The following is a 19,564-nucleotide window of genomic DNA, read 5'->3' on the forward strand; positions in this document are numbered from 1 at the left end:
TCAGCGTCTGCTGCAGTGCTCCGTTCCCGGTGTTAAAAGCAGTAAAGGGGCGCTATGTTAATCCATAAGATCCGCATCGTCACCTGTAAAATGGCAAAATTAAAACGGCATCAATAATTGCCCGGTTAACAGTGTGGTGAAGTCATCCTGGATAAACGGCAAAATGGCATCTGCAATCGGCATCAGTTGTTTATTGATATAGTGCTCATAGTCCACAGGCGCTGTCAGTATTTCCAGCGGCTGCGGTCCTGTGCGGGTAATAATATAACTTATCCGCGCTCCCCGCTGGTACTGCTGCGGGCGTTTCATGCGGATATTATACTCATCTGCAATGCGCGCTGCTTTGACATGGGGCGGCACATTACGCTGATAATCTGCCAGCGGACGCCGCAGGCGTTTGCGGTAAACCAGCCGGTCATCATAACGTCCGGCGAGGGTGTCGCGCACATAATCACGGATAAATTGCTGATACGGCATTTTATCGAAAATCAGCCGGTACAGTGTTTGCTGAAAATGCTGTGCCAGAGGTGTCCAGTCACTGCGCACGGTTTCCAGCCCGCGGAACACCAGTGTATCTCCCGCCAGCCCTGCGTAACGTTTTTTGCTGCCCAGTTCTGTGCCACGAATGGTCGGCATCAGAAACCGGCGGTAATGTGTTTCGTATTCAATTTCCAGCGCAGATGTCAGGCCGTATTCATCATTCAGATGATTGCGCCACCAAAGATTAATTTCCTCCACCAGCCGGCGACCAATTTGCTCAGCATCCGCATCACTGTGTGAACCTTTCAGCCAGACAAAGGTGGAATCGGTATCACCATAAATAACCTGATAGCCGAGTGATTCAATAATGGTACGGGTTTTACGCATAATATCGTGCCCGCGCATGGTCACAGACGAGCTCAGACGCGGATCATAAAAACGGCATCCGACGGCACCGAGCACGCCGCAGAAGGCATTCATAATAATTTTCAGTGCTTGTGACAGGGGCTTGTCGCCATGCTGTTTGGCAATATCCCGCTCACGCCAGATACGGCTGACAATATCAGGCAGGCAGTGATGTTCACGGGAGAAACAGGCACCTTTAAAACCCGGAACGGCGGGCTGCGGTGCGGCGAGTCCTTCCACCATGCCGATGGGGTCAATCAGAAAGGTACAGATAATAGAGGGATACAGGCTTTTGAAATCCAGCACAACAACCGAGTCATACAAACCCGGAAGAGAGTCCATCACAAAGCCGCCCGGGATTGGCTCACCGGGTTTTTCGCCCGGATCCGGGGCCACATAGCCTTTGCGGTGCATTGACGGCAGATAAAGATGGGTAAATGCTGCAACAGACCCGCCCATGCGATCCACTGCCAGTCCGGTGACAGCGGCGCGTGCCAGCAGGAATTCGGTCAGATGCGTGTGTTCAAAAATCCGCATCACCAGGCGGCAATCCTGAAGATTGTAACGCGCCAGTGCCGGTTTATCCTCACGAAAGCGCCGGTTGATTTCATCCATGCGATCATACGGCGTGTCACTGTCTTTGCCTTCGCCGAGCAGCGTCTGTGAAACTGCTTCCAGACTGAAAGAGGGAAATTGCCAGGTTGCCGCTTTCAGGGCATCAATGCCATCAATAATAAGCCGCCCGCGCGCACCGGCAAAAAATTGTCCCGGCTTGAAACCGTGCTCCCGCCATGACAGCGGGGTGTTATTACGCCCGAAAAGCAGCGGGATTTGATATTTTTCCGCATGCTGCTGTAAGACGCGCAGATCAAACTGGATCAGGCTCCAGCCGATAATCATGTCCGGATCGTGCTCCGCCAGCCACTGATTCAGGCGGTGGAGTAAATCCGGGCGGCGCGGGACATATTCCAGGGTAAAATCCGGGTTGGTCAGTGGTGTGCCGTTTTCCGGACCGAGCATAAACACGGTATCCGCCCCGCAGCCGGACAGCCCGATAGAATAGAGATCCCCGAATTCAGTTGTTTCAATATCCAGAGAGACAATTTTCAGTGTAGGGCGGTAATCCGGGTGTGGTTTCATCAGAACATGACCGCCGGGTTGCGGCCGGACCCAGACGGATGCTGTAATAAAGCGCTCCATTAAATAGCGCTCACAGGGGCGGATATCGGCTTCATAGAGATGAAGATTCATTTCACCCAGCTGTTTTTCCAGTTGTTGTAACTTCCGGTACTGACGGCAATAGACGGCACTGACCGCATCACGCTGAAAATCGCGCAGGGGGCGTTCCGTCAGTATTGCACCCGGCGTGCTATCAATAAACGGACGGCTTTCTGCCAGCTCGCGGTGCGGAACAAACCCGACCGCCTGCTGTACCGGCACAGAGACGTATCGCGGGCCATTATCTGTCGCCAGCCAGTAGCTGACTTCAATACCGCGTGGCGTGTCTGACCAGTGGCGGGTCAGTATAAAACCGGCCTCCGCCGGTGCCGCCACCTGACGGGAGGTAGTGTTCTCCAGCCCTGTCATCACTGTTTATCCGTTCTGCTGAATAAAAAATAACTATATCAGAGAGGTGTGATTATATACAGTATTTATGTGCGAAACGGATTACTTTCTGATACCGAGGATCCGGGCTGCCGGAACCTCTCCGCTGACCAGCGCTGCGGTGGAGCCGTCGTAGGCAATGTGTCCGACATCGACTACCATTGCGCGCGATGCGATGCGGGCGGCATCATCCGGATTGTGTGACACCATCAGCAGGGTAAGCTGACGGGTTTCACAAATAGTTTCCAGCAGCGCGAGCATTTCATTGCGCAGTGCCGGGTCCAGCGCGGAAAAAGGTTCATCCAGCAAGAGGATGGGCTGTGAGCGCACCAGGCACCGTGCGAGCGCCACGCGCTGGCGTTGCCCGCCGGACAATTGAGAGGGCAGCCGGCTGAGCAGCGGAGTGAGGGAAACCTGCTCTGCAATTTGAGCCAGTTCTGTTTTCTGTTTTGTGTTCAGTTTCATACCGGGGTGAAACCCCAGGGCGATATTCTGTGCGGCAGTCAGGTGTGCAAACAGATTATTTTCCTGAAACAGCATGGAAACCGGACGCATTGCCGGCGGGGTGCGGGTGTGATCGCCGCCGTTGAGGCGGATAGTCCCGCTCCGGGCAAACTGAAAGCCGGCAACCAGCGACAACAATGTACTTTTACCCGCACCGCTGGGACCGAGGATCGCCACTCTTTCACCGGCCTCCACAGTAAAATCAAATTCCATCGTTTGTTGCTGATACGGGTAATACACCCTGTTTAAGTGGATCATGGACGTTTTCCCGGTAAGCGTTCCAGCAGACTGAACAGCCCGAAACACAGTAATAATAAAAGGAGCGCGGTTACAGCGGCATCCGCATTGCGGTAAGCGCCAATTTGCTGATAAAGATAGAAGGGCAATGTGCGGAAATCTTCATTACCAAACAGGGCGATGACCCCGAAATCCCCGACAGACAGTACACTGGCGAAGGCGAGCGCCTGCGCCAGCGGGTTGCGCAGGGCGCGCAGCTCAATCAGCCGCAGGCGGTTAAATCCTTCAATATTCAGTGAGGTACAGAGCGGATTATAGCGTTCGGCCAAATCCAGCATCGGGTTATCCAGTACTTTCAGAGCATACGGGATAGCCATCAGGGAATTCGTCAGAATCACTAATCCGTAGGGGATCGCCCCCAAATCAGTGGTGCCGGTGGTGTTATTGAGGATCAGGAAAAACCCGGTCGCCAGCACAATACCCGGCATGGCGAGGATCAGCAATCCGGAAAGCTCCATCGCCTGCCCGGCTCTGACTGCCCGGCGCAGGCGCAGCTCACGGCTGCTCCATAACAGCATCATGGTCAGCACTACGCAGATAAGTCCGGAAGCCAGCGCAATTCCCAGAGAGGTAAAGAAAGCCCGCCAGAGTGCCGGTTGTTGCAATACCCGCAGGAGTCCGGAGTTCAGTCCGTCAGCAATAATCGCAAAAAACGGCGGCAACAGAAACAGCAGAGCACAGAGAATAATAGCGCCGTCGGCCAGCTTACGCGGCAGGGTATCCTGCGGATTGCGCCATTGCAGTGATTGGGTAAAGCCAACCGAAAAATGCCCTGAGAGCCGCTGACTTACCAGCACCAGCCCGATACAGAAGGTAAGCTGAATAAGTGCGAGCAATGCAGCACGACCAATATCAAAGTCATAATTCAGCGCCTGATAAATAGCCAGCTCAATAGTGGTTGCCGCCGGGCCGCCGCCGAGTGCCAGCACAGTAGCAAAGCTGGCAAAGCAGAGCATAAAAATCAGTGCGGCAGTGGGCAGCAGTTGCCGGCGCAGATATGGCCACTCCACAATGCGAAAATGCTGCCACTCATTCATATTCAGTTGCGCGGCAAGCTGGCGCTGCTCGGTGGCAATACTGTCGAGCTGCTGATACAGCATGCGGGTTGCGAGCGGCATATTAAAAAAGAGATGCGCCAGCAAAATGCCCTGTAAGCCATAAGGCGTGAAAGAATAGTGCAGACCCAGAAAATCTGAAATATGTGCCAGCCAGCCGTTACGCCCGTAAACAGACAGAATACCGAACACCGCGACCAGTACCGGCAACACGAGCGTCATAGCGCATAAGCGCAGAAATTGAATCCGTCCCGGAAAGCGCCGCCGCCACAGTGCGCGGGCGAGAAAAATCGCCGGGATCACGGAGAACACGGCGGATAAAAAGGCCTGCCAGAGGGTGAAACGGACAACATGCCACAGGTAGCTGTCATCGCGGATCTGCTGCCAGTCTGTCTCAGGGGCGTTAAACCACAGCGCACCAAAGGCGCTGACGGCGACCAGGATCAGAAGGCCTGTCGCCAGCGCGCCCGGGATCAGATAGGACGCAATTAACGGCTGACTGCGCTTTGCCATATACGGATCCACTGATTGCGTTCTTTTGCCACTTCTTTTGCATCAAATTCCAGCGTTTTCACCGGTTTCGGCATTTTGTCATAAACCGGCGGCAGCGGGATATCAATCACCGGATACATCCAGTTGGTGGTCGGCAGTGTGTTCTGGAAATCCGGTGTCAGCATAAACTGCATAAATTGTTCTGCCAGTTCAGGCTGTTTGGATGCAGCAAGCACGCCGGCCATTTCTACCTGGAGATAATGTCCCTCATCAAACAGTGCGGCGGCATAATTATCTTTTTTGTCCGCCAGCATGTGATAGCCCGGTGAAGAGGTATAGCTCAGAACGAGATCCGCCTCACCTTTGAGGAATAAGCCGTAAGATTCACTCCAGCCTTTGGTGACCGTCAGGGTTTTCTTCGCCATTTTTTCCCATTGCGCGGCCACATCTGTGCCGTAGAGTTTTTCCATCCACAGCAGCAGACCCAGACCCGGTGTACTGGTGCGTGGATCCTGATAAATAATCGTGAGTTTCTGGTCACTGTTCAGTAACTCTTTCATACTTTTCGGCGGGTTAGGCAGGGTTTCCTTGTTGTAGATAAAGGCAAACCAGCCGTAGTCATAAGGGATAAAGGTTTTGCTGTGCCATTCAACCGGCAGCACCAGTTTTGACAGGTCTGCATGACTCTCTTTAAACAGCCCGGTGTCTTCTGCGGCCTGCATCAGGTTGTTATCCAGACCTAAAATAATATCAGCCTGTGATTTTTTTCCTTCCATGCGCAGACGGTTGAGTAATGTCACACCATCACTCAGTCCGACAAGTTTCAGTTCACAGCCGCACTGAGCCTCAAAGTTTTTCTTAATTTCCGGCCCCGGTCCCCATTCCGCCACAAAAGAGTCATAGGTATAGATAGTCAGAACCGGTTTGCTGTTATCAGCCGCAGCATGAAAAGAGAGAAGGGCGGCAATACTGCCGACAGCAAGATTTTTTGTCAGTTTACGTAACACTTTGCGCTCCTGTAAGAGAAGGATTGGCAAAGGATCTGAGTGCAGCAAAGCGGCGACAGGCAGTCCTGTCAGCAAGTGGCGGCTCAAATCCCTACGCCGGTATTAACCGGATCAGGTTCCTCGGGTGTTATCTCAGCAGCGCGTATCCGAAGACCGCGCTGCACCCCGTTGAGATGAGAGTAGTGTAGTGTTTTCCCCGGGAAATACAATTATGCGCTTCATCCTTTGTCCTGTAGCGGCGTTGGCCGCGTTCGCCCGCCCCGGTCACATACTGGTGTATGCTCCCGGGGACGCGCTCACTTTGCCGCCTTGCTACAGAACAAATGATTTTGCGCAGCGCTTCATCCTTTGTCTTGTAGCGGTGTTGGTCGCGTTCGCCAGCCCCGGTCACATACTGGTGTATGCTCCCCGGTTTTTTTCGGTTGCCGCCTTGCCACAGAACACATGATTTTGCATAAAATGACATCCCGCCTCAGAACGTATGATTTTGTGTAAAATTCTGGGTAGCGCCTGAACAAATGATTTAGTGCAGTATGTAATATTGTATTATTTCATTCGCTTAGATGCTTATTTTCGGGTGTGAAACCGGTTGGGAAATCCTGTCTGATTTATACCGCTGTGCAGGCACCGGGGGCAGGAGTGCGGCGGGCTGAAGGATTTTGAGTATAGAGGTTTACCCCATGGTGGGAGTGTGAAACAATTGGTTATCTTTCAGTTTTTTGTTTCCGAGGTAGTCGAGTGATTGATGATGATGCTACCGCCCGAATGTCGGGATTGTAATTTGTAATAAGGAAGGCCAGGTTTTATGGGCCCGCCGCTACGGACAGCACTCATGGCAGTTTCCTCAGGGAGGCATTAATCCCGGCGAATCACCGGAACAGGCCATGTACCGTGAGTTGTTTGAGGAAGTCGGTTTAACGCGTAAAGATGTGCGCATCCTCGCGGTGACGCGCAACTGGTTACGTTACAAATTACCCAAACGTTGGTGCGTTGGGATACCAAACCGGTTTGTATTGGTCAGAAGCAGCGCTGGTTTTTACTGCAACTGCTCTGTGAAGACAAAGAGGTCAATGTTACCTGTAGTAAATCGCCGGAATTTGATGGCTGGCGCTGGGTAACCTATTGGTATCCTGTTCGTCAGGTAGTCTCTTTCAAGCGCGATGTTTATCGCCGTGTGATGAAAGAGTTTTCTGCCATTGTAATGCCTGCCAACAGCGAAGCGACGGCTGTGCGGGCACCATTTCCCTATCGTCGCAGACGTCAGAATTAGGGAGAACAGATGCTGACGCGTTTACGTGAAGTGATTGAAAAAGTGGCAGCCGCCGCCGATCTCGCGGAAGCGCTGGAGCTGTTGGTTAAGGAAACCTGTCAGGCGATGGGAACAGATGTCTGTTCTATCTATCTGGCAGATAATCAGCATCACTGTTTTTATCTGATGGCAACGCAGGGACTGAAAAAACCCCGTGGCCGTGCTGTCAGCCTTGCTTTTGGCGAAGGTGTGGTCGGTCATGTCGGTCGTCATGCCGAGCTTATCAATATCGCAGATGTCCGCGAACACCCCGCTTTTAAATATTTCCCTCAGATTAAAGAAGATAACCTGCGTGCCTTTCTCGGTGCGCCGGTTGTCTATCGCCGTCAGTTACTTGGCGTGCTGGTGGTTCAGCAGAAAGAGAAACGTCTGTTCAGTGAAACAGAAGAGTCTTTTATTGTCACACTGGCGATGCAACTGGCGGTAATACTGGCACAGGCGCAAACCAAAGGATTGTTCGGGCAGTTCCGTCAGACCAGGATTCAGGCGATTCCGGTGTCATCCGGTATTGTGATGGCGTATGGCTGGGAAGATCGTTCTCAGCCGGTACTTGAGCTGGTATCTGAAGCGTCCGCGCTGGACAGCGCACAGGAACGGTTACGTCTCAGTAAAGCGCTGGAGGATGCTACGGCGGAATGCCGTCGTATCAGCAAGCGTTTTAATTCTGCGGCTCAGAAAGAGAGCGCCGCTATTTTTGATCTCTATTCTCATCTGCTCAATGATCCGCAACTGAAAAAAGGTCTGTTCAGTATTGTGGATCAGGGTTTTGTGGCGGAATGGGCCGTGAAAACGGTGATTGAAAAATTTGCCGCTCAGTTTGCTGAGTTACAGGACAGTTATATGCGGGAACGGGCAACCGACCTGCGGGCGCTGGGGCAGCGGTTGCTGTTTCATCTCGATGATAACTTTACCGGCAGTAATCAGTGGCCGGAGCGTTTTGTGCTGGTGGCGGATGAACTGAGTGTCAGCCTGCTGGCTGAACTGCCGCAGGAGCAGCTTGCCGGGGTTGTTGTGCGCGATGGCGCCACACATTCGCATTCTGCTATCCTGGTCAGAGCGATGGGGATCCCTGTTATTATGGGGGCCGATATCCAGCCTGAACTGCTGCATAACCGGCTGCTTATTCTTGATGGCTACCGGGGTGTGGTGTATATCGAGCCGGAACCGCTGATAGCGCAGGAATTCCGCCAGATTATTGAACAGGAACAGGTCATCAGCCAGTTGGCGGAAGATGAACTGAGCCGCTCTGCCGCCCTGAAAAGTGGTGAGCGTATTTCAGTGCAGCTCAATGCCGGGCTCAGCCTGAAGTATGAGCAAAAAATAGTTAAAAGCATCGACGGGATTGGTTTATACCGTACGGAAATTCCGTTTCTCGTGCATAATGGTTTTCCGTCAGAAGAGGAGCAGAAAGTCCGTTATCAGGATATGCTGCAACTCTTTGCCGGCAAGCCGGTTGTTTTGCGCACCCTGGATATCGGGGCTGACAAGCAATTGCCGTATATGCCGATCAGCGAGGAAAATCCGTGTCTGGGCTGGCGTGGCATCCGTGTGATGCTGGATCAGCCGGAAATTTTTCTTATTCAGTTACGGGCAATGGTGCGGGCGAATATCGGGCTGAATAACCTGAAAGTATTATTCCCGATGGTCTCCGGACTGGCAGAGGTGGAAGAGGCAATCCGGTTGTTGGATCGCGCCTGTGAAGAAGTCTCCGCACTGACAGGCGAAACCGTAAAACGACCGCCTGTCGGCGTTATGCTGGAAGTCCCGTCACTGCTGTTTATGTTGCCGGAACTAAAGCAATGTATTGATTTTATCTCTGTCGGCACAAATGATTTAACCCAGTATTTGCTGGCAGTTGACCGGAATAATACCCATGTGGCACCGCTGTATGACTCGCTCAATCCGGCTGTATTGCGTATGCTGAATTTTGTTCAGCAGGAAACATCCCGTCTGGGGCTTCCGGTGTCGGTCTGCGGCGAAATGGCGGCGAATCCGTTAGGTGCCATGATTCTGGTTGGTCTGGGTTACCGTCAGTTGAGTATGAACGGGCGCAGTATTCCGCGAATTAAATATTTACTGCACCATCTTGATACAGGCGCACTTAAACCGCTGCTTGCATCATTACTGGATGCACATACGGCTGCTGAAATCCGTGAAAAAGCAGAGCTGTTTATTGAGAATCAGGGGCTGGCGCAGCTTATCCGCGGCAGTGTTTAACGGACAACAATGACGCACGGCGGCATCTTGTTCTGATAGTCCTATTTTACCGGTCAGCGGGACGCTTTATGCCGTCTGTCTGCCGGGCAACCACTGTGTGAGGTACGATGAGTATTACTTATCTGGCATTTCCCGATATTGATCCTATCATTTTTTCTGTAGGTCCGCTGGCGCTGCGCTGGTACGGGCTGATGTATCTTGTGGGGTTTGTTTTTGCCATGTGGCTGGCAAACCGCAGGGCAGATAAACCGGGCAGCGGCTGGAAGCGCAGTGAGGTTGAAACACTGTTATATGCCGGATTTGTCGGGGTTTTCCTTGGTGGTCGTATCGGTTATGTTCTGTTTTATAACTTCCCTCTGTTTATGGATAACCCGCTCTATCTGCTTAAAGTCTGGGACGGCGGTATGTCCTTCCACGGCGGATTATTGGGTGTGATTCTTGCTATGTGGTGGTTTGCCCATCGCACAAAACGTAATTTTCTTCAGGTTTCTGACTTTGTGGCACCGCTTATTCCGTTTGGTCTGGGGATGGGGCGTATCGGCAACTTTATCAATGGTGAATTGTGGGGGCGTGTCACGCTGGATACGCCGTGGGCGTTTCTGTTCCCGACATCCTATGGTGAGGATGTGAAACTGGCGGCGGCGGATCCGTCCCTGTTACCGGTGCTTGAACAATACGGCGTATTGCCGCGCCACCCGTCACAGCTTTATGAAATGCTGCTCGAAGGGATAGTGCTCTTTATTATTTTGAATATTTTTGTCCGTAAATCCCGGCCAATGGGCAGTGTGTCGGGACTGTTCCTGATAGGCTACGGTTTGTTCCGTATTATTGTTGAATTCTTCCGTCAGCCGGATTCACAGCTCGGGTTATTCAGCGGGATCAGTATGGGGCAAATTCTTTCTGTGCCGATGATAATCATTGGTGTGTTAATGATGATATGGGCGTTTAAACGTTCTGATAACCAAAAGAAAAGTGAAGAGGTAAAATGAAACAGTATCTGGAACTAATGCAGAAGGTGCTTGATGAAGGCACGCCAAAAGATGATCGTACCGGCACCGGTACGTTATCCATCTTCGGGCATCAGATGCGTTTCAATTTACAGGATGGTTTCCCGATGGTAACCACCAAGCGCTGTCATATCCGCTCCATCATTCATGAATTGCTGTGGTTTTTACAAGGTGATACCAACACGCAATATCTGCGCGATAACGGCGTGACTATCTGGGATGAATGGGCTGATGAAAACGGCGACCTGGGACCGGTGTACGGCAAACAATGGCGCGCATGGGGTGCGGCAGACGGTACTAAGATTGACCAGATAAAACGCGTTATCGAACAGTTGAAAAGTGATCCTGACTCCCGCCGTATTATTGTTTCGGCATGGAATGTCGGTGAACTGGATCAGATGGCTCTGGCGCCGTGCCATGCATTTTTCCAGTTCTATGTTGCAGACGGTAAGTTATCCTGTCAGCTGTATCAGCGCTCTTGTGATGTTTTCCTGGGGCTGCCGTTCAATATTGCCAGCTACGCTTTGTTAGTCCATATGATGGCGCAGCAGTGTGACCTTGAAGTCGGTGACTTTGTCTGGACCGGCGGTGATACCCATCTGTACAGCAACCATATGGAACAGACTCACCGGCAGTTAAGCCGTGAGCCGCGTGCATTGCCGAAACTGATTATCAAACGTAAACCGGCATCTCTGTTTGATTATCACTTCGATGATTTTGAAATCGAAGGCTATGATCCGCATCCGGGAATTAAAGCACCGGTTGCTATCTGATTTCAGCGCACACAGCGCACAGCAAAATCCAAATTGTTAAAGAGCGGCGGTGTCCGCTCTTTTTTATCGTTTTTACCCCGCAGGCTCTACTGCTGTTTTCCCGTCAAAATATAATCTTCGGCGCAACACGAAAAAAAGATGATCGTTTTCAGTGTATGGCTGTTATTTCTTCCTGTTGCATCGCATTTATCACCGCTTTCAGTACCGGATACCGGTAAACCCGTTATTTTTTCATCAGGATCAATCCGGGCAGACGCAACGATGCAGACAGAAAAAGGGATCTCACTGATGGAAATGATAATCGTGTTGTTTATTATGGCATTACCCGTAACTATGCTGGGTGTGTCATGGGAAAACTTCAGGGAAAAACGGTATCTGACAGAGACTGCCGCCCTGTTTCATCAGTATCTCAGCAGCCATAAACTGCGGGCAACATACCTGAATGAAACCAGACAAATTTCCATTTTTTTTGGTGATAACAGCGGTGCTTGTCATCAGGTTTCACCGGTTCTTTGTGACAGAGAAACCGACGGGTTTACGCCACTGGATGGCGTACGTATTGCTTCCGGTACAATCAATGCAGTGTTGTTCTGGGGAACCCGCCATACTGCATCCGCTGCCAGTTTTTTGCTGGAGAACGGGCAAGGGCAGATAAAGCTGATTATTTCCGCCCCCGGGCGTATCCGGTTATGCACTCCGGGGCAGTTGTCCGGTATCCCGGCGTGTTGATAATGACATTGTCATCAAGGGGCTCACTTTTGCTTGAAATGCTGGTCAGTATGGCCGTCAGCGCGATATTGCTGGTGACGATTACCCGTTTTTTTCCGGTTCTCTGTCAGGATGTAACGAATACATACCGGCAATATAAACTGGATAATATTATGCGTGAGACGTTGTTACGGCTGGAAAAAGATCTCCGGCGAACCGCTTTTTGCCGGGGAACCTGTCAGGGCAGACCATTACAGATAGCGGCAAAAAAAGGGGAACCGGCAAACAGTTGTATTATTGTTGCCTATGATCTCAACCATAACAGCCGCTGGGAACGCAACACACGAAAAACCGGTGAGCATTTCGGTTATCGCCTGAACAAAAATGCGCTGGAATGGACCCGTAATGCGCTGAGCTGCCAGGATTCAGGATGGGAAAAAGTGACAGATAACCGGCAGATTGTGGTGACACGTTTTTCCGTCACGCCGGTCAGCCTTCATCAGCAACGTGGCTTACAGTTATCGCTGACACTGGCCGGTAAAGAAAAACCGGTGCTGCAACGAACCGGAGAAAGCCTGATTGCAACACCCAATTATCATCCGTAACAGTGTGGATCAGCGTGAAAAAACAATGCAGGGCAGTGCGTTGATGATGATGATCATGCTTCTTTTGGGGGTTGCTCTGATGTTGTTATCCGTCCTGCATCGGTTTTATCAGACTGAGTGGCGCAACGGACAGGATGAAATCGCCTTTTATCAGGCAGATGCGGGAGCCGCGTCCGCACTGGCGTGGGGAATGACACTGCACTGGTCCCGGAGCTCTCTTGTCAGAGAGCCGTTATATTGCAGGACAGCGGCGGACCCGGCTCTGAAAAGTTGTCTCCGGCGGTTGAAGGGAAATCGTTTTTTATTACAGGGTAGTTCTTTTTCACCCTGGTTCAGACAAAATATATCTCATTATCAGCTTGTTACTGCAACGATGCAGGGTAATGAAATCACGCTGACAGCGCAGGCTCAGGGATGGAGTGATTTTTGTCCTCCGGATCTGAAACCCGGTTGTGCGGGGCACAGTGAGACAGGAGAAAGAGATGAATGAGCGGGGGATGTCGTTACCGGAAGTGCTTATTTGTACTTTTGTTTTTGCGGTATTGATGACCGGCTTATTGCGTTATCATCAGCTTCTGAACAGCGGAAAACACCGGCAGTATGATGATGTCAGAACAGTACGCCGGTTACATCAGTTGATGCGGTTTACCGCAGATCCCGGTACATTACAGCAGATGATGAACACAACGTTATCTTCCCGGTGGCAATGGGAAAACAGACAGGAAAACGTGGCACCGGGCTGTGTTTCCGTTACTATCCGTTTAGTCTCAGAACGTCAGTTAACCGCCAGCCGATGGCACTGCATGCAAGGGCAGAAAAATGTTTACGATTTATCACTCCAATGATTTGGATCTGCTGAAAGATGTTATCTGCCATATTATTGATACTGATAAGATTGCGGATCCATTCCGCCCGGAAACGGTTCTCGTGCAAAGTCCGGGAATGTCGCAGTGGTTACAGATTGCGCTGGCGGAAAAACTGGGTATTGCGGCAAATATTGATTTCCCGCTGCCCGCAACCTTTATCTGGGATATGTTTACCCGCGTATTGCCGGGTATTCCGAAAGAGAGTGCCTTCAGTAAAGGTGCAATGACATGGAAACTGATGTCTCTGTTACCGCAGCGCCTTGAGAACCCTGACTTTACCCCGCTGCGCCACTATCTTGATGATGATAACGATAAACGCAAACTTCATCAGCTTTCAGGTCGTATTGCGGACTTATTTGACCAATATCTTGTTTACCGTCCGGACTGGCTGACCGCATGGGAAGGCGACACGCTGGTTGACGGACTGAGTCACAACCAGGCCTGGCAAAAATCGCTGTGGCAGGATTTACAGACACTGACGCGTGCGCTGGATCAACCGCAATGGCATCGCGCGAATCTTTATCAGCGTTTTATTGATGTGCTGAATCAGGGGGATCCGCACATCATGGCAAATTTACCTCCCCGGCTGTTTATCTGTGGTATTTCTGCATTACCGCCTGTTTATTTACAGGCGCTGCGCGCACTCGGGCAGCATACCCATATTCATCTGATGTTTACCAATCCCTGCCAATATTACTGGGGCGATATTCAGAACCCGGCATTACTGCGCCGGATGCTGGCACGTAAGCCGCAAAGCTATTGGGATAAAAAGGCGGTCAGCTGGTTTAAATCTGACGACGATGCACCCTCACTTTTTAATTTTGAGGCAGATGGAGAGCAAAATATCGGTAATCCGCTGCTGGCGTCCTGGGGGCGTTTAGGGCGGGACAATCTCTGGTTCCTGGAAGAGATTGACGATGCTCATGTTATTAAAGCGTTTGTTGACCACACGCCGGATACACTACTGACCAGTATTCAGCAGGATATTCTTGATTTGGCTGACTACAGCCGGGTCGGTAAGACAAAAGAAGAGTTTTCCGTGAGTAAAGACCGGCGGATCCTTGCAGCTGACGACCGCTCCCTGAGCTTCCATTCCTGTCACAGCCCTCAGCGGGAAGTTGAGATTTTACAGGATTACTTACTGAATTTACTGGAAAATAACCCGCTTCTTACCCCCCGTGATATTATTGTGATGGTAGCGGATATTGACAGCTATTCTCCGTACATTCAGGCGGTATTTGGTCATGGTAATGACAACCGTTACCTGCCGTTTGCTATTTCTGACCGCAAAGCCCGTCAGGCGCATCCTGTTTTACAAGCGGTATTAACCCTGCTGGAGCTGCCGCAGAGCCGGTTCACCTCAGAACATGTCCTCAGTCTGCTGGAAGTGCCTGCGATTGCACAACAGTTCGGTCTGGATGAAAGCGACCTGCCGTTGTTACGCCGCTGGGTCAGTGGTTCGGGCGTTCGCTGGGGGCTGGATGATGACAACATCGAATCGTTTTCATTGCCGGTTTTTGGTCAGAATACCTGGAAATTCGGGCTGGAGCGTATGTTGCTGGGGTATGCTATGGCGCAGCAGGAGGGCACCTGGCGCGGGATCCTTCCGTATGATGATGCATCCGGTATTGCCGCCGGGAGAGTCGGTCAGCTTGCGGCATTTATCGATACTCTGAGCCGGTGGCAGGATATTCTGAGTGAAACCCGTACCCCGGTACAGTGGCGTGAAACCGGTACTGAGCTGCTTTCTGCTTTCTTTGCGGTAGCACCTGATACCGAGCCGGTGCTCAGCATGGTGCTGCAACAGTGGCAGCAGGTGCTGGAGCAGGCAATAAAAGCCTGTTATGACGATGACGTGCCGCTTTCTCTGATCCGTGACGAACTTTCTCTGCGGCTGGATGATGAAAAAATCAGTCAGCGTTTTTTATCGGGTGCGATTAATTTTTGTACACTGATGCCGATGCGCTCGATCCCGTTTAAGGTTGTTTGTCTGCTCGGAATGAATGACGGTGTGTATCCGCGCAATATCCCGCCTCTGGGGTTTGATTTGATGGCAGAGCAGGCGCGTCGCGGCGACCGTAAGCGCCGTGATGATGACCGCTATCTTTTCCTTGAGGCATTAGGTTCTGCAAAAGAGCATTTATATATCAGTTATATCGGGCGTTCTATCCGCGATAACGAGGAGCGCAATCCGTCAGTCTTAGTCAGTGAATTACTGGAATATATCGGGTTAAATTTTTGCCTGGAAAAAGACCGTCCGGCAGATTTGGATATCAGCCGGAAAGCTGTTGGAAACCACCTGACAGTCTGCCATTCACGTGTTCCCTTTGCGGCGGAAAATTACCGGGAAGGCACTGAATTTCAGAGCTTTGCGCCTCAGTGGCTGCCGGCGGCGCTGGGACAGGGCCGGGCGCAGGGGCCGTTTAATGTGCCGGTTCCGGATGAATCGGTGAAGGATATTACACTGGATCAGCTTTTACGGTTTTACCGCCACCCGATCCGCGCCTTTTTTCAGCAGCGTCTGAAAGTCCATTTTGATATTGAAGATGTCGCACTGCCGGAAGAAGAGCCGTTCAGCGTTGATAACTTACAGCGCTACGGGTTTAACACACAGTTGCTTGACGCGCTGGTGGACGGTGAGTCAGAAGAACAGGTGTTTACCACCCTGAAAGCCGCCGGATCGTTACCCGCCGGGGCATTTGCACAGGTTTACTGGGAAGATCAGTTACAGGAAATGGATGTGCTGGCGGAAAAAATCCGCATGGCACGGGCAGAATCAGAGAGTGAGTTGTTCTGCTATGGTGTGGGGCCTTATACATTAACCGGGCAATTAACCGGTGTTCAGAATGACGGATTACTGCGCTGGCGGGCCGCCGCGCTGACTGCGGTTGACGGGTTGCGCCTGTGGATTGAGCACCTGGTTTACAGCCTGAGTGACCGGCAGCAATTCAGCAGGGCATTCGGACGTAATGATACCGCATGGATTTTTGAACCGCTCACAGCGGCACAGGCACAACAGTATCTGCAACCATTACTGGATGTGTTTGTTCAGGGTCTCAATGAACCACTGCCGGTTTTCATTAAGAGTGGCTGGGCATGGCTGAGCACACTGGCAGATGAAAAAAGTGGTGAACTCTCTGATGATGAAGCACTCCAACATAAAGCTTCATCGCTGTTGCTGCAGACATTGCAGGGTGGTTTTCAGTTTAATGGTGAAGCTGAGGATGACTATGTGGTTCGTGCATTCCGTCATTTTGATACAGCGCTCCTCGATACCGTTAAGCAGCTTTCGCAACAATTATTTTTGCCGATGTTTCATCATCAGAAAAACAGGGAGAACCAGGCTGATGCCTAAACAACTAGTGCAGTTTATCTTTACACTGCTTTTCTTTTTTACCGGCGCGAACGCACTTGCACAGAATGCATGGCAGGTTTTACCGGATGAAATAGAGAAAAGTGAGAATGATCCGCGTCAGTATCAGGCAATTACCCTGAAAAATGACATGACCGTTCTGCTGATTTCAGACAGTGCCGCGCGTAAATCTGCGGCAGCAATCAGCCTGGCGATAGGCAGCATGGATGAGCCGCAGAGCCAGGCAGGACTGGCGCATTATCTGGAGCACATGGTACTGATGGGATCAAAACGTTTCCCTGAACCCGGAAACTTCAGTGATTATCTTGCCAAACATGGCGGAAGCCATAACGCCAGTACAGGGTCGAATTACACTGACTTTTATTTTGAAGTTGAAAACAGCGCACTGAAAGGTGCCACTGAGCGCCTGGCTGATGCGCTGGCTGAGCCGCTGCTTGATCCGGTGAATGCAGATAAAGAGCGGAATGCGGTTAATGCGGAGCTGACAATGGCACGCTCCCGCGACGGGCACCGTATGTATCAGGTGCGGGCTGAAACCTGGAACCCGGCACACCCGATCTCCCGTTTTTCCGGTGGTAATCTGGATACACTGAAAGATAAACCGGGCAGTATCCTGCATGAGGAATTGCTCAAATTCTACAATACATACTATTCGTCAAACCTGATGAAAGGTGTGCTGTACGGACCGGAATCCACGGAAGAGCTGGCTGTTCTTGCGAACAATACATTCGGGACAATCCCGAACCGTAAAGCGGCCATTCCGCAGATTACGGTGCCGCTTATCACCGCAGCCGAGCAACAGAAAATTATTCACTATGTTCCGGCCCAGCCTCAGAAATCCCTGGATTTTGAATTTGTCATTGACAACAACAGCAAAGATTTCCGTAAACAAACAGACACTTATATTGCTTACCTGCTGGGAAACCGCAGTGAAGGAACACTGGCAAACTGGCTGATATCAAAAGGTCTTGCAGAGAATATCAGTGCATCTGCCTCTTCAGATCTGGCGCGGAATCAGGGCATTTTTATTATCTCTGTGGCGCTGACAGATGAAGGCATGTTAAAGCGTGATGAAATCACCGCTGCCGTGTTTTCTTATCTGAATCTGATTAAAGAAAAAGGGATCAGTAAAGCCTATTTCGATGAGATAGCCCGGGTCAACGGACTGGCATTCCGTTACAACTCCATTGTCCGTGATATGGGCTATGTTGAGTCTCTGGCGAATACCATGATGGATTATCCGGTCAGTAATATCCTGAATGTCGGCTACCTTGCGGATGACTGGGATCCGGCTGCGATTAAAGCACGGTTCAGTGATTTAACCCCGGAAAAAGCCCGTATCTGGTATACCAGCCCGGATGAACCAAGCAATAAAAAAGCCTATTTTGTGGATGCACCGTATCAGGTGGATAATGTCACCGCCGCACAACTCGATAAATGGCGTAAGTCTGAACCTGATTTTCATTTCTCTCTGCCGGCACTGAACCCGTTCATTCCGGATAACTTTGATTTGATCAAAAAAGAGAAACAGGAAAAACCGGTACAACTGACAGACACAGCAAAATTACGTCTGTTTTATATGCCGAGCCAGTATTTCGCTGACGAACCGAAAGCGATTATTGCACTGGAACTGCGCAACAAAAATACCAGCAGAACCGCGAAAGATTTTGTCACCAGTTCTGTGCTCAGCTATATCAGTGAACTGAAACTGAACCAGCTTCGTTATCAGGCCGGTGTGGCGGGAATGGGGATTAACATCAGTGATGATGATGGTCTGAATATCAGCGCAGATGGTTATTCTCAGCACTTACCTGAGCTTCTGACAACCGCAATCGGGCAGTATCAGACCTTTACGCCGACGGCTGCTGAACTGGTTCAGGCGAAATCCTGGTATCGTGAGCAGGTTGCTGTCTCAAATAACGGCAAAGCGTATGAAATGGCAATGCGCCCGTTCAGCCGCCTGAAATATGTCCCGTATTTTGAGGAAAAAGATCGTCTCGCAGCACTTGAAACCATTACAGAAAAAGATGTGACTGACTTCCGTGATCGGTTGATCCGTGAAGGTGCGTTACAGATGTTTATTTTTGGTAATGTGACGGCACCTCAGGCAGAACAGATCGCTGCAAAAGCACAGGTACAGCTTGGCTCGCAGGGAACTCAATGGTGGGTGGGTGATTACTACGTTATCGATAAAACCCTGAAACCGAATTTTGATGAGAAAGCGAACAGCACAGATAATGCACTGGCAAATATCTTTATTCCGACAGGGTATTCGCGCACTGAAGGAGCGGCATTCTCTTCTGTATTATCAAAAATTCTGCACCCGTGGTTCTATGATCAACTGCGGACACAGGAACAACTGGGTTATGCCCTGTTTGCCTTTAACCCAGGTTTTGGTCGCCAGTGGGGGATCGGTTTCCTGTTACAGAGCAATGAAAAAAATCCGACATATCTGGCACAGCGTTTTAATGATTTTTATGTGAAAACGGAAAAACGGTTACAGGCACTGGACAATGCGGAGTTTGATAAATACCGCAGTGCTCTGCTGACTGAACTGACCCAGCCACCGGAAACCTTTGCCGAAGAAGCATCCCGTTATTCATTTGATTTCAAAAATAACTATTTTGATTTTAATACCCGCGCACAGACCATCGACGCGGTGAAAAAAATGACAAAACAGGATGTGGTGACATTCTATGAGAAAGCGGTTATGTCGAAAAACGGACTGGCGCTTTATTCTCAGGTAACAGGAACCAGCGGTAAAGCGGATGATTATGCGAAGCCGGAAGGCTGGACAACCTATCCTACAGTGACAGAGTTTCAGTCACTGCTACCTGTGAAAGAGGAAATCAGGTAAGTCT

The 19,564-nt window shown here is 50.8% G+C and carries 13 protein-coding genes, 1 pseudogene and 1 riboswitch; of the genes and pseudogenes, 10 read left to right on the forward strand and 4 right to left on the reverse strand.

What is annotated here, in order from left to right:
* Positions 1–99: 99 nt before the first annotated feature.
* From AYY17_RS18650 to thiB, 4 genes are all read right to left on the reverse strand, one after another.
* The gene (locus AYY17_RS18650) at positions 100–2,472 is read right to left on the reverse strand and encodes a DNA polymerase II (protein WP_067426275.1); all 2,373 of its coding nucleotides are present in this window, start codon (positions 2,470–2,472) and stop codon (positions 100–102) included.
* An 81-nt stretch (positions 2,473–2,553) separates the two neighbouring features.
* Entirely contained in the window at positions 2,554–3,252 is a 699-nt protein-coding gene (gene thiQ / locus AYY17_RS18655) for a thiamine ABC transporter ATP-binding protein ThiQ (RefSeq protein WP_067426277.1), read from the reverse strand.
* Positions 3,249–4,859, reverse strand: a complete 1,611-nt coding sequence (thiP, locus tag AYY17_RS18660; RefSeq protein WP_067426278.1) for a thiamine/thiamine pyrophosphate ABC transporter permease ThiP — start codon at positions 4,857–4,859, stop codon at positions 3,249–3,251. The genes thiQ and thiP overlap by 4 nt, the downstream gene beginning before the upstream one ends.
* A complete protein-coding gene (thiB, locus tag AYY17_RS18665) occupies positions 4,835–5,845 on the reverse strand; it encodes a thiamine ABC transporter substrate binding subunit (RefSeq protein ID WP_156656743.1) in 1,011 nt (336 codons plus the stop codon). The genes thiP and thiB overlap by 25 nt, the downstream gene beginning before the upstream one ends.
* Before the next feature lie 70 nt (positions 5,846–5,915).
* Positions 5,916–6,023, reverse strand: a riboswitch (TPP riboswitch).
* A 560-nt stretch (positions 6,024–6,583) separates the two neighbouring features.
* Here thiB and rppH point away from each other — a divergent pair.
* The 10 genes and pseudogenes from rppH to ptrA all read left to right on the forward strand — a co-directional run bounded on the left by rppH (position 6,584) and on the right by ptrA (position 19,560).
* Positions 6,584–7,115: pseudogene (gene rppH, locus AYY17_RS18675) on the forward strand (RNA pyrophosphohydrolase).
* A 9-nt stretch (positions 7,116–7,124) separates the two neighbouring features.
* Positions 7,125–9,371: a phosphoenolpyruvate--protein phosphotransferase gene (gene ptsP / locus AYY17_RS18680; protein ID WP_067426282.1), complete on the forward strand. Its 2,247-nt coding sequence runs from the start codon at positions 7,125–7,127 to the stop codon at positions 9,369–9,371.
* A 107-nt stretch (positions 9,372–9,478) separates the two neighbouring features.
* Positions 9,479–10,360: a prolipoprotein diacylglyceryl transferase gene (lgt, locus tag AYY17_RS18685; protein ID WP_067426283.1), complete on the forward strand. Its 882-nt coding sequence runs from the start codon at positions 9,479–9,481 to the stop codon at positions 10,358–10,360.
* Positions 10,357–11,151: a thymidylate synthase gene (gene thyA / locus AYY17_RS18690; protein ID WP_067398758.1), complete on the forward strand. Its 795-nt coding sequence runs from the start codon at positions 10,357–10,359 to the stop codon at positions 11,149–11,151. Before lgt ends, thyA begins: the two co-directional genes overlap by 4 nt.
* Before the next feature lie 138 nt (positions 11,152–11,289).
* Complete coding sequence (locus AYY17_RS18695) at positions 11,290–11,880, forward strand: peptidase (RefSeq protein WP_235845431.1); 591 nt, start codon at positions 11,290–11,292, stop codon at positions 11,878–11,880.
* Positions 11,881–11,882: 2 nt separating this feature from the next.
* Positions 11,883–12,464: a prepilin peptidase-dependent protein gene (locus tag AYY17_RS18700; protein ID WP_067426285.1), complete on the forward strand. Its 582-nt coding sequence runs from the start codon at positions 11,883–11,885 to the stop codon at positions 12,462–12,464.
* The gene (locus tag AYY17_RS18705) at positions 12,439–12,954 is read left to right on the forward strand and encodes a DUF2509 family protein (RefSeq protein WP_235845432.1); all 516 of its coding nucleotides are present in this window, start codon (positions 12,439–12,441) and stop codon (positions 12,952–12,954) included. The genes AYY17_RS18700 and AYY17_RS18705 overlap by 26 nt, the downstream gene beginning before the upstream one ends.
* Positions 12,947–13,309 (forward strand): prepilin-type N-terminal cleavage/methylation domain-containing protein, encoded by a 363-nt coding sequence (locus tag AYY17_RS18710; RefSeq protein WP_067426288.1) that lies wholly within the window; start codon positions 12,947–12,949, stop codon positions 13,307–13,309. The genes AYY17_RS18705 and AYY17_RS18710 overlap by 8 nt, the downstream gene beginning before the upstream one ends.
* Complete coding sequence (recC, locus tag AYY17_RS18715) at positions 13,284–16,685, forward strand: exodeoxyribonuclease V subunit gamma (RefSeq protein ID WP_067426289.1); 3,402 nt, start codon at positions 13,284–13,286, stop codon at positions 16,683–16,685. Before AYY17_RS18710 ends, recC begins: the two co-directional genes overlap by 26 nt.
* On the forward strand, positions 16,678–19,560 hold the full coding sequence (ptrA, locus tag AYY17_RS18720; RefSeq protein WP_067426292.1) for a pitrilysin: 2,883 nt from the start codon (positions 16,678–16,680) through the stop codon (positions 19,558–19,560). Before recC ends, ptrA begins: the two co-directional genes overlap by 8 nt.
* Positions 19,561–19,564: the final 4 nt, after the last annotated feature.

This window comes from Morganella psychrotolerans (assembly GCF_001676055.1).
In the GTDB taxonomy this organism is placed as follows: domain Bacteria; phylum Pseudomonadota; class Gammaproteobacteria; order Enterobacterales; family Enterobacteriaceae; genus Morganella; species Morganella psychrotolerans_B.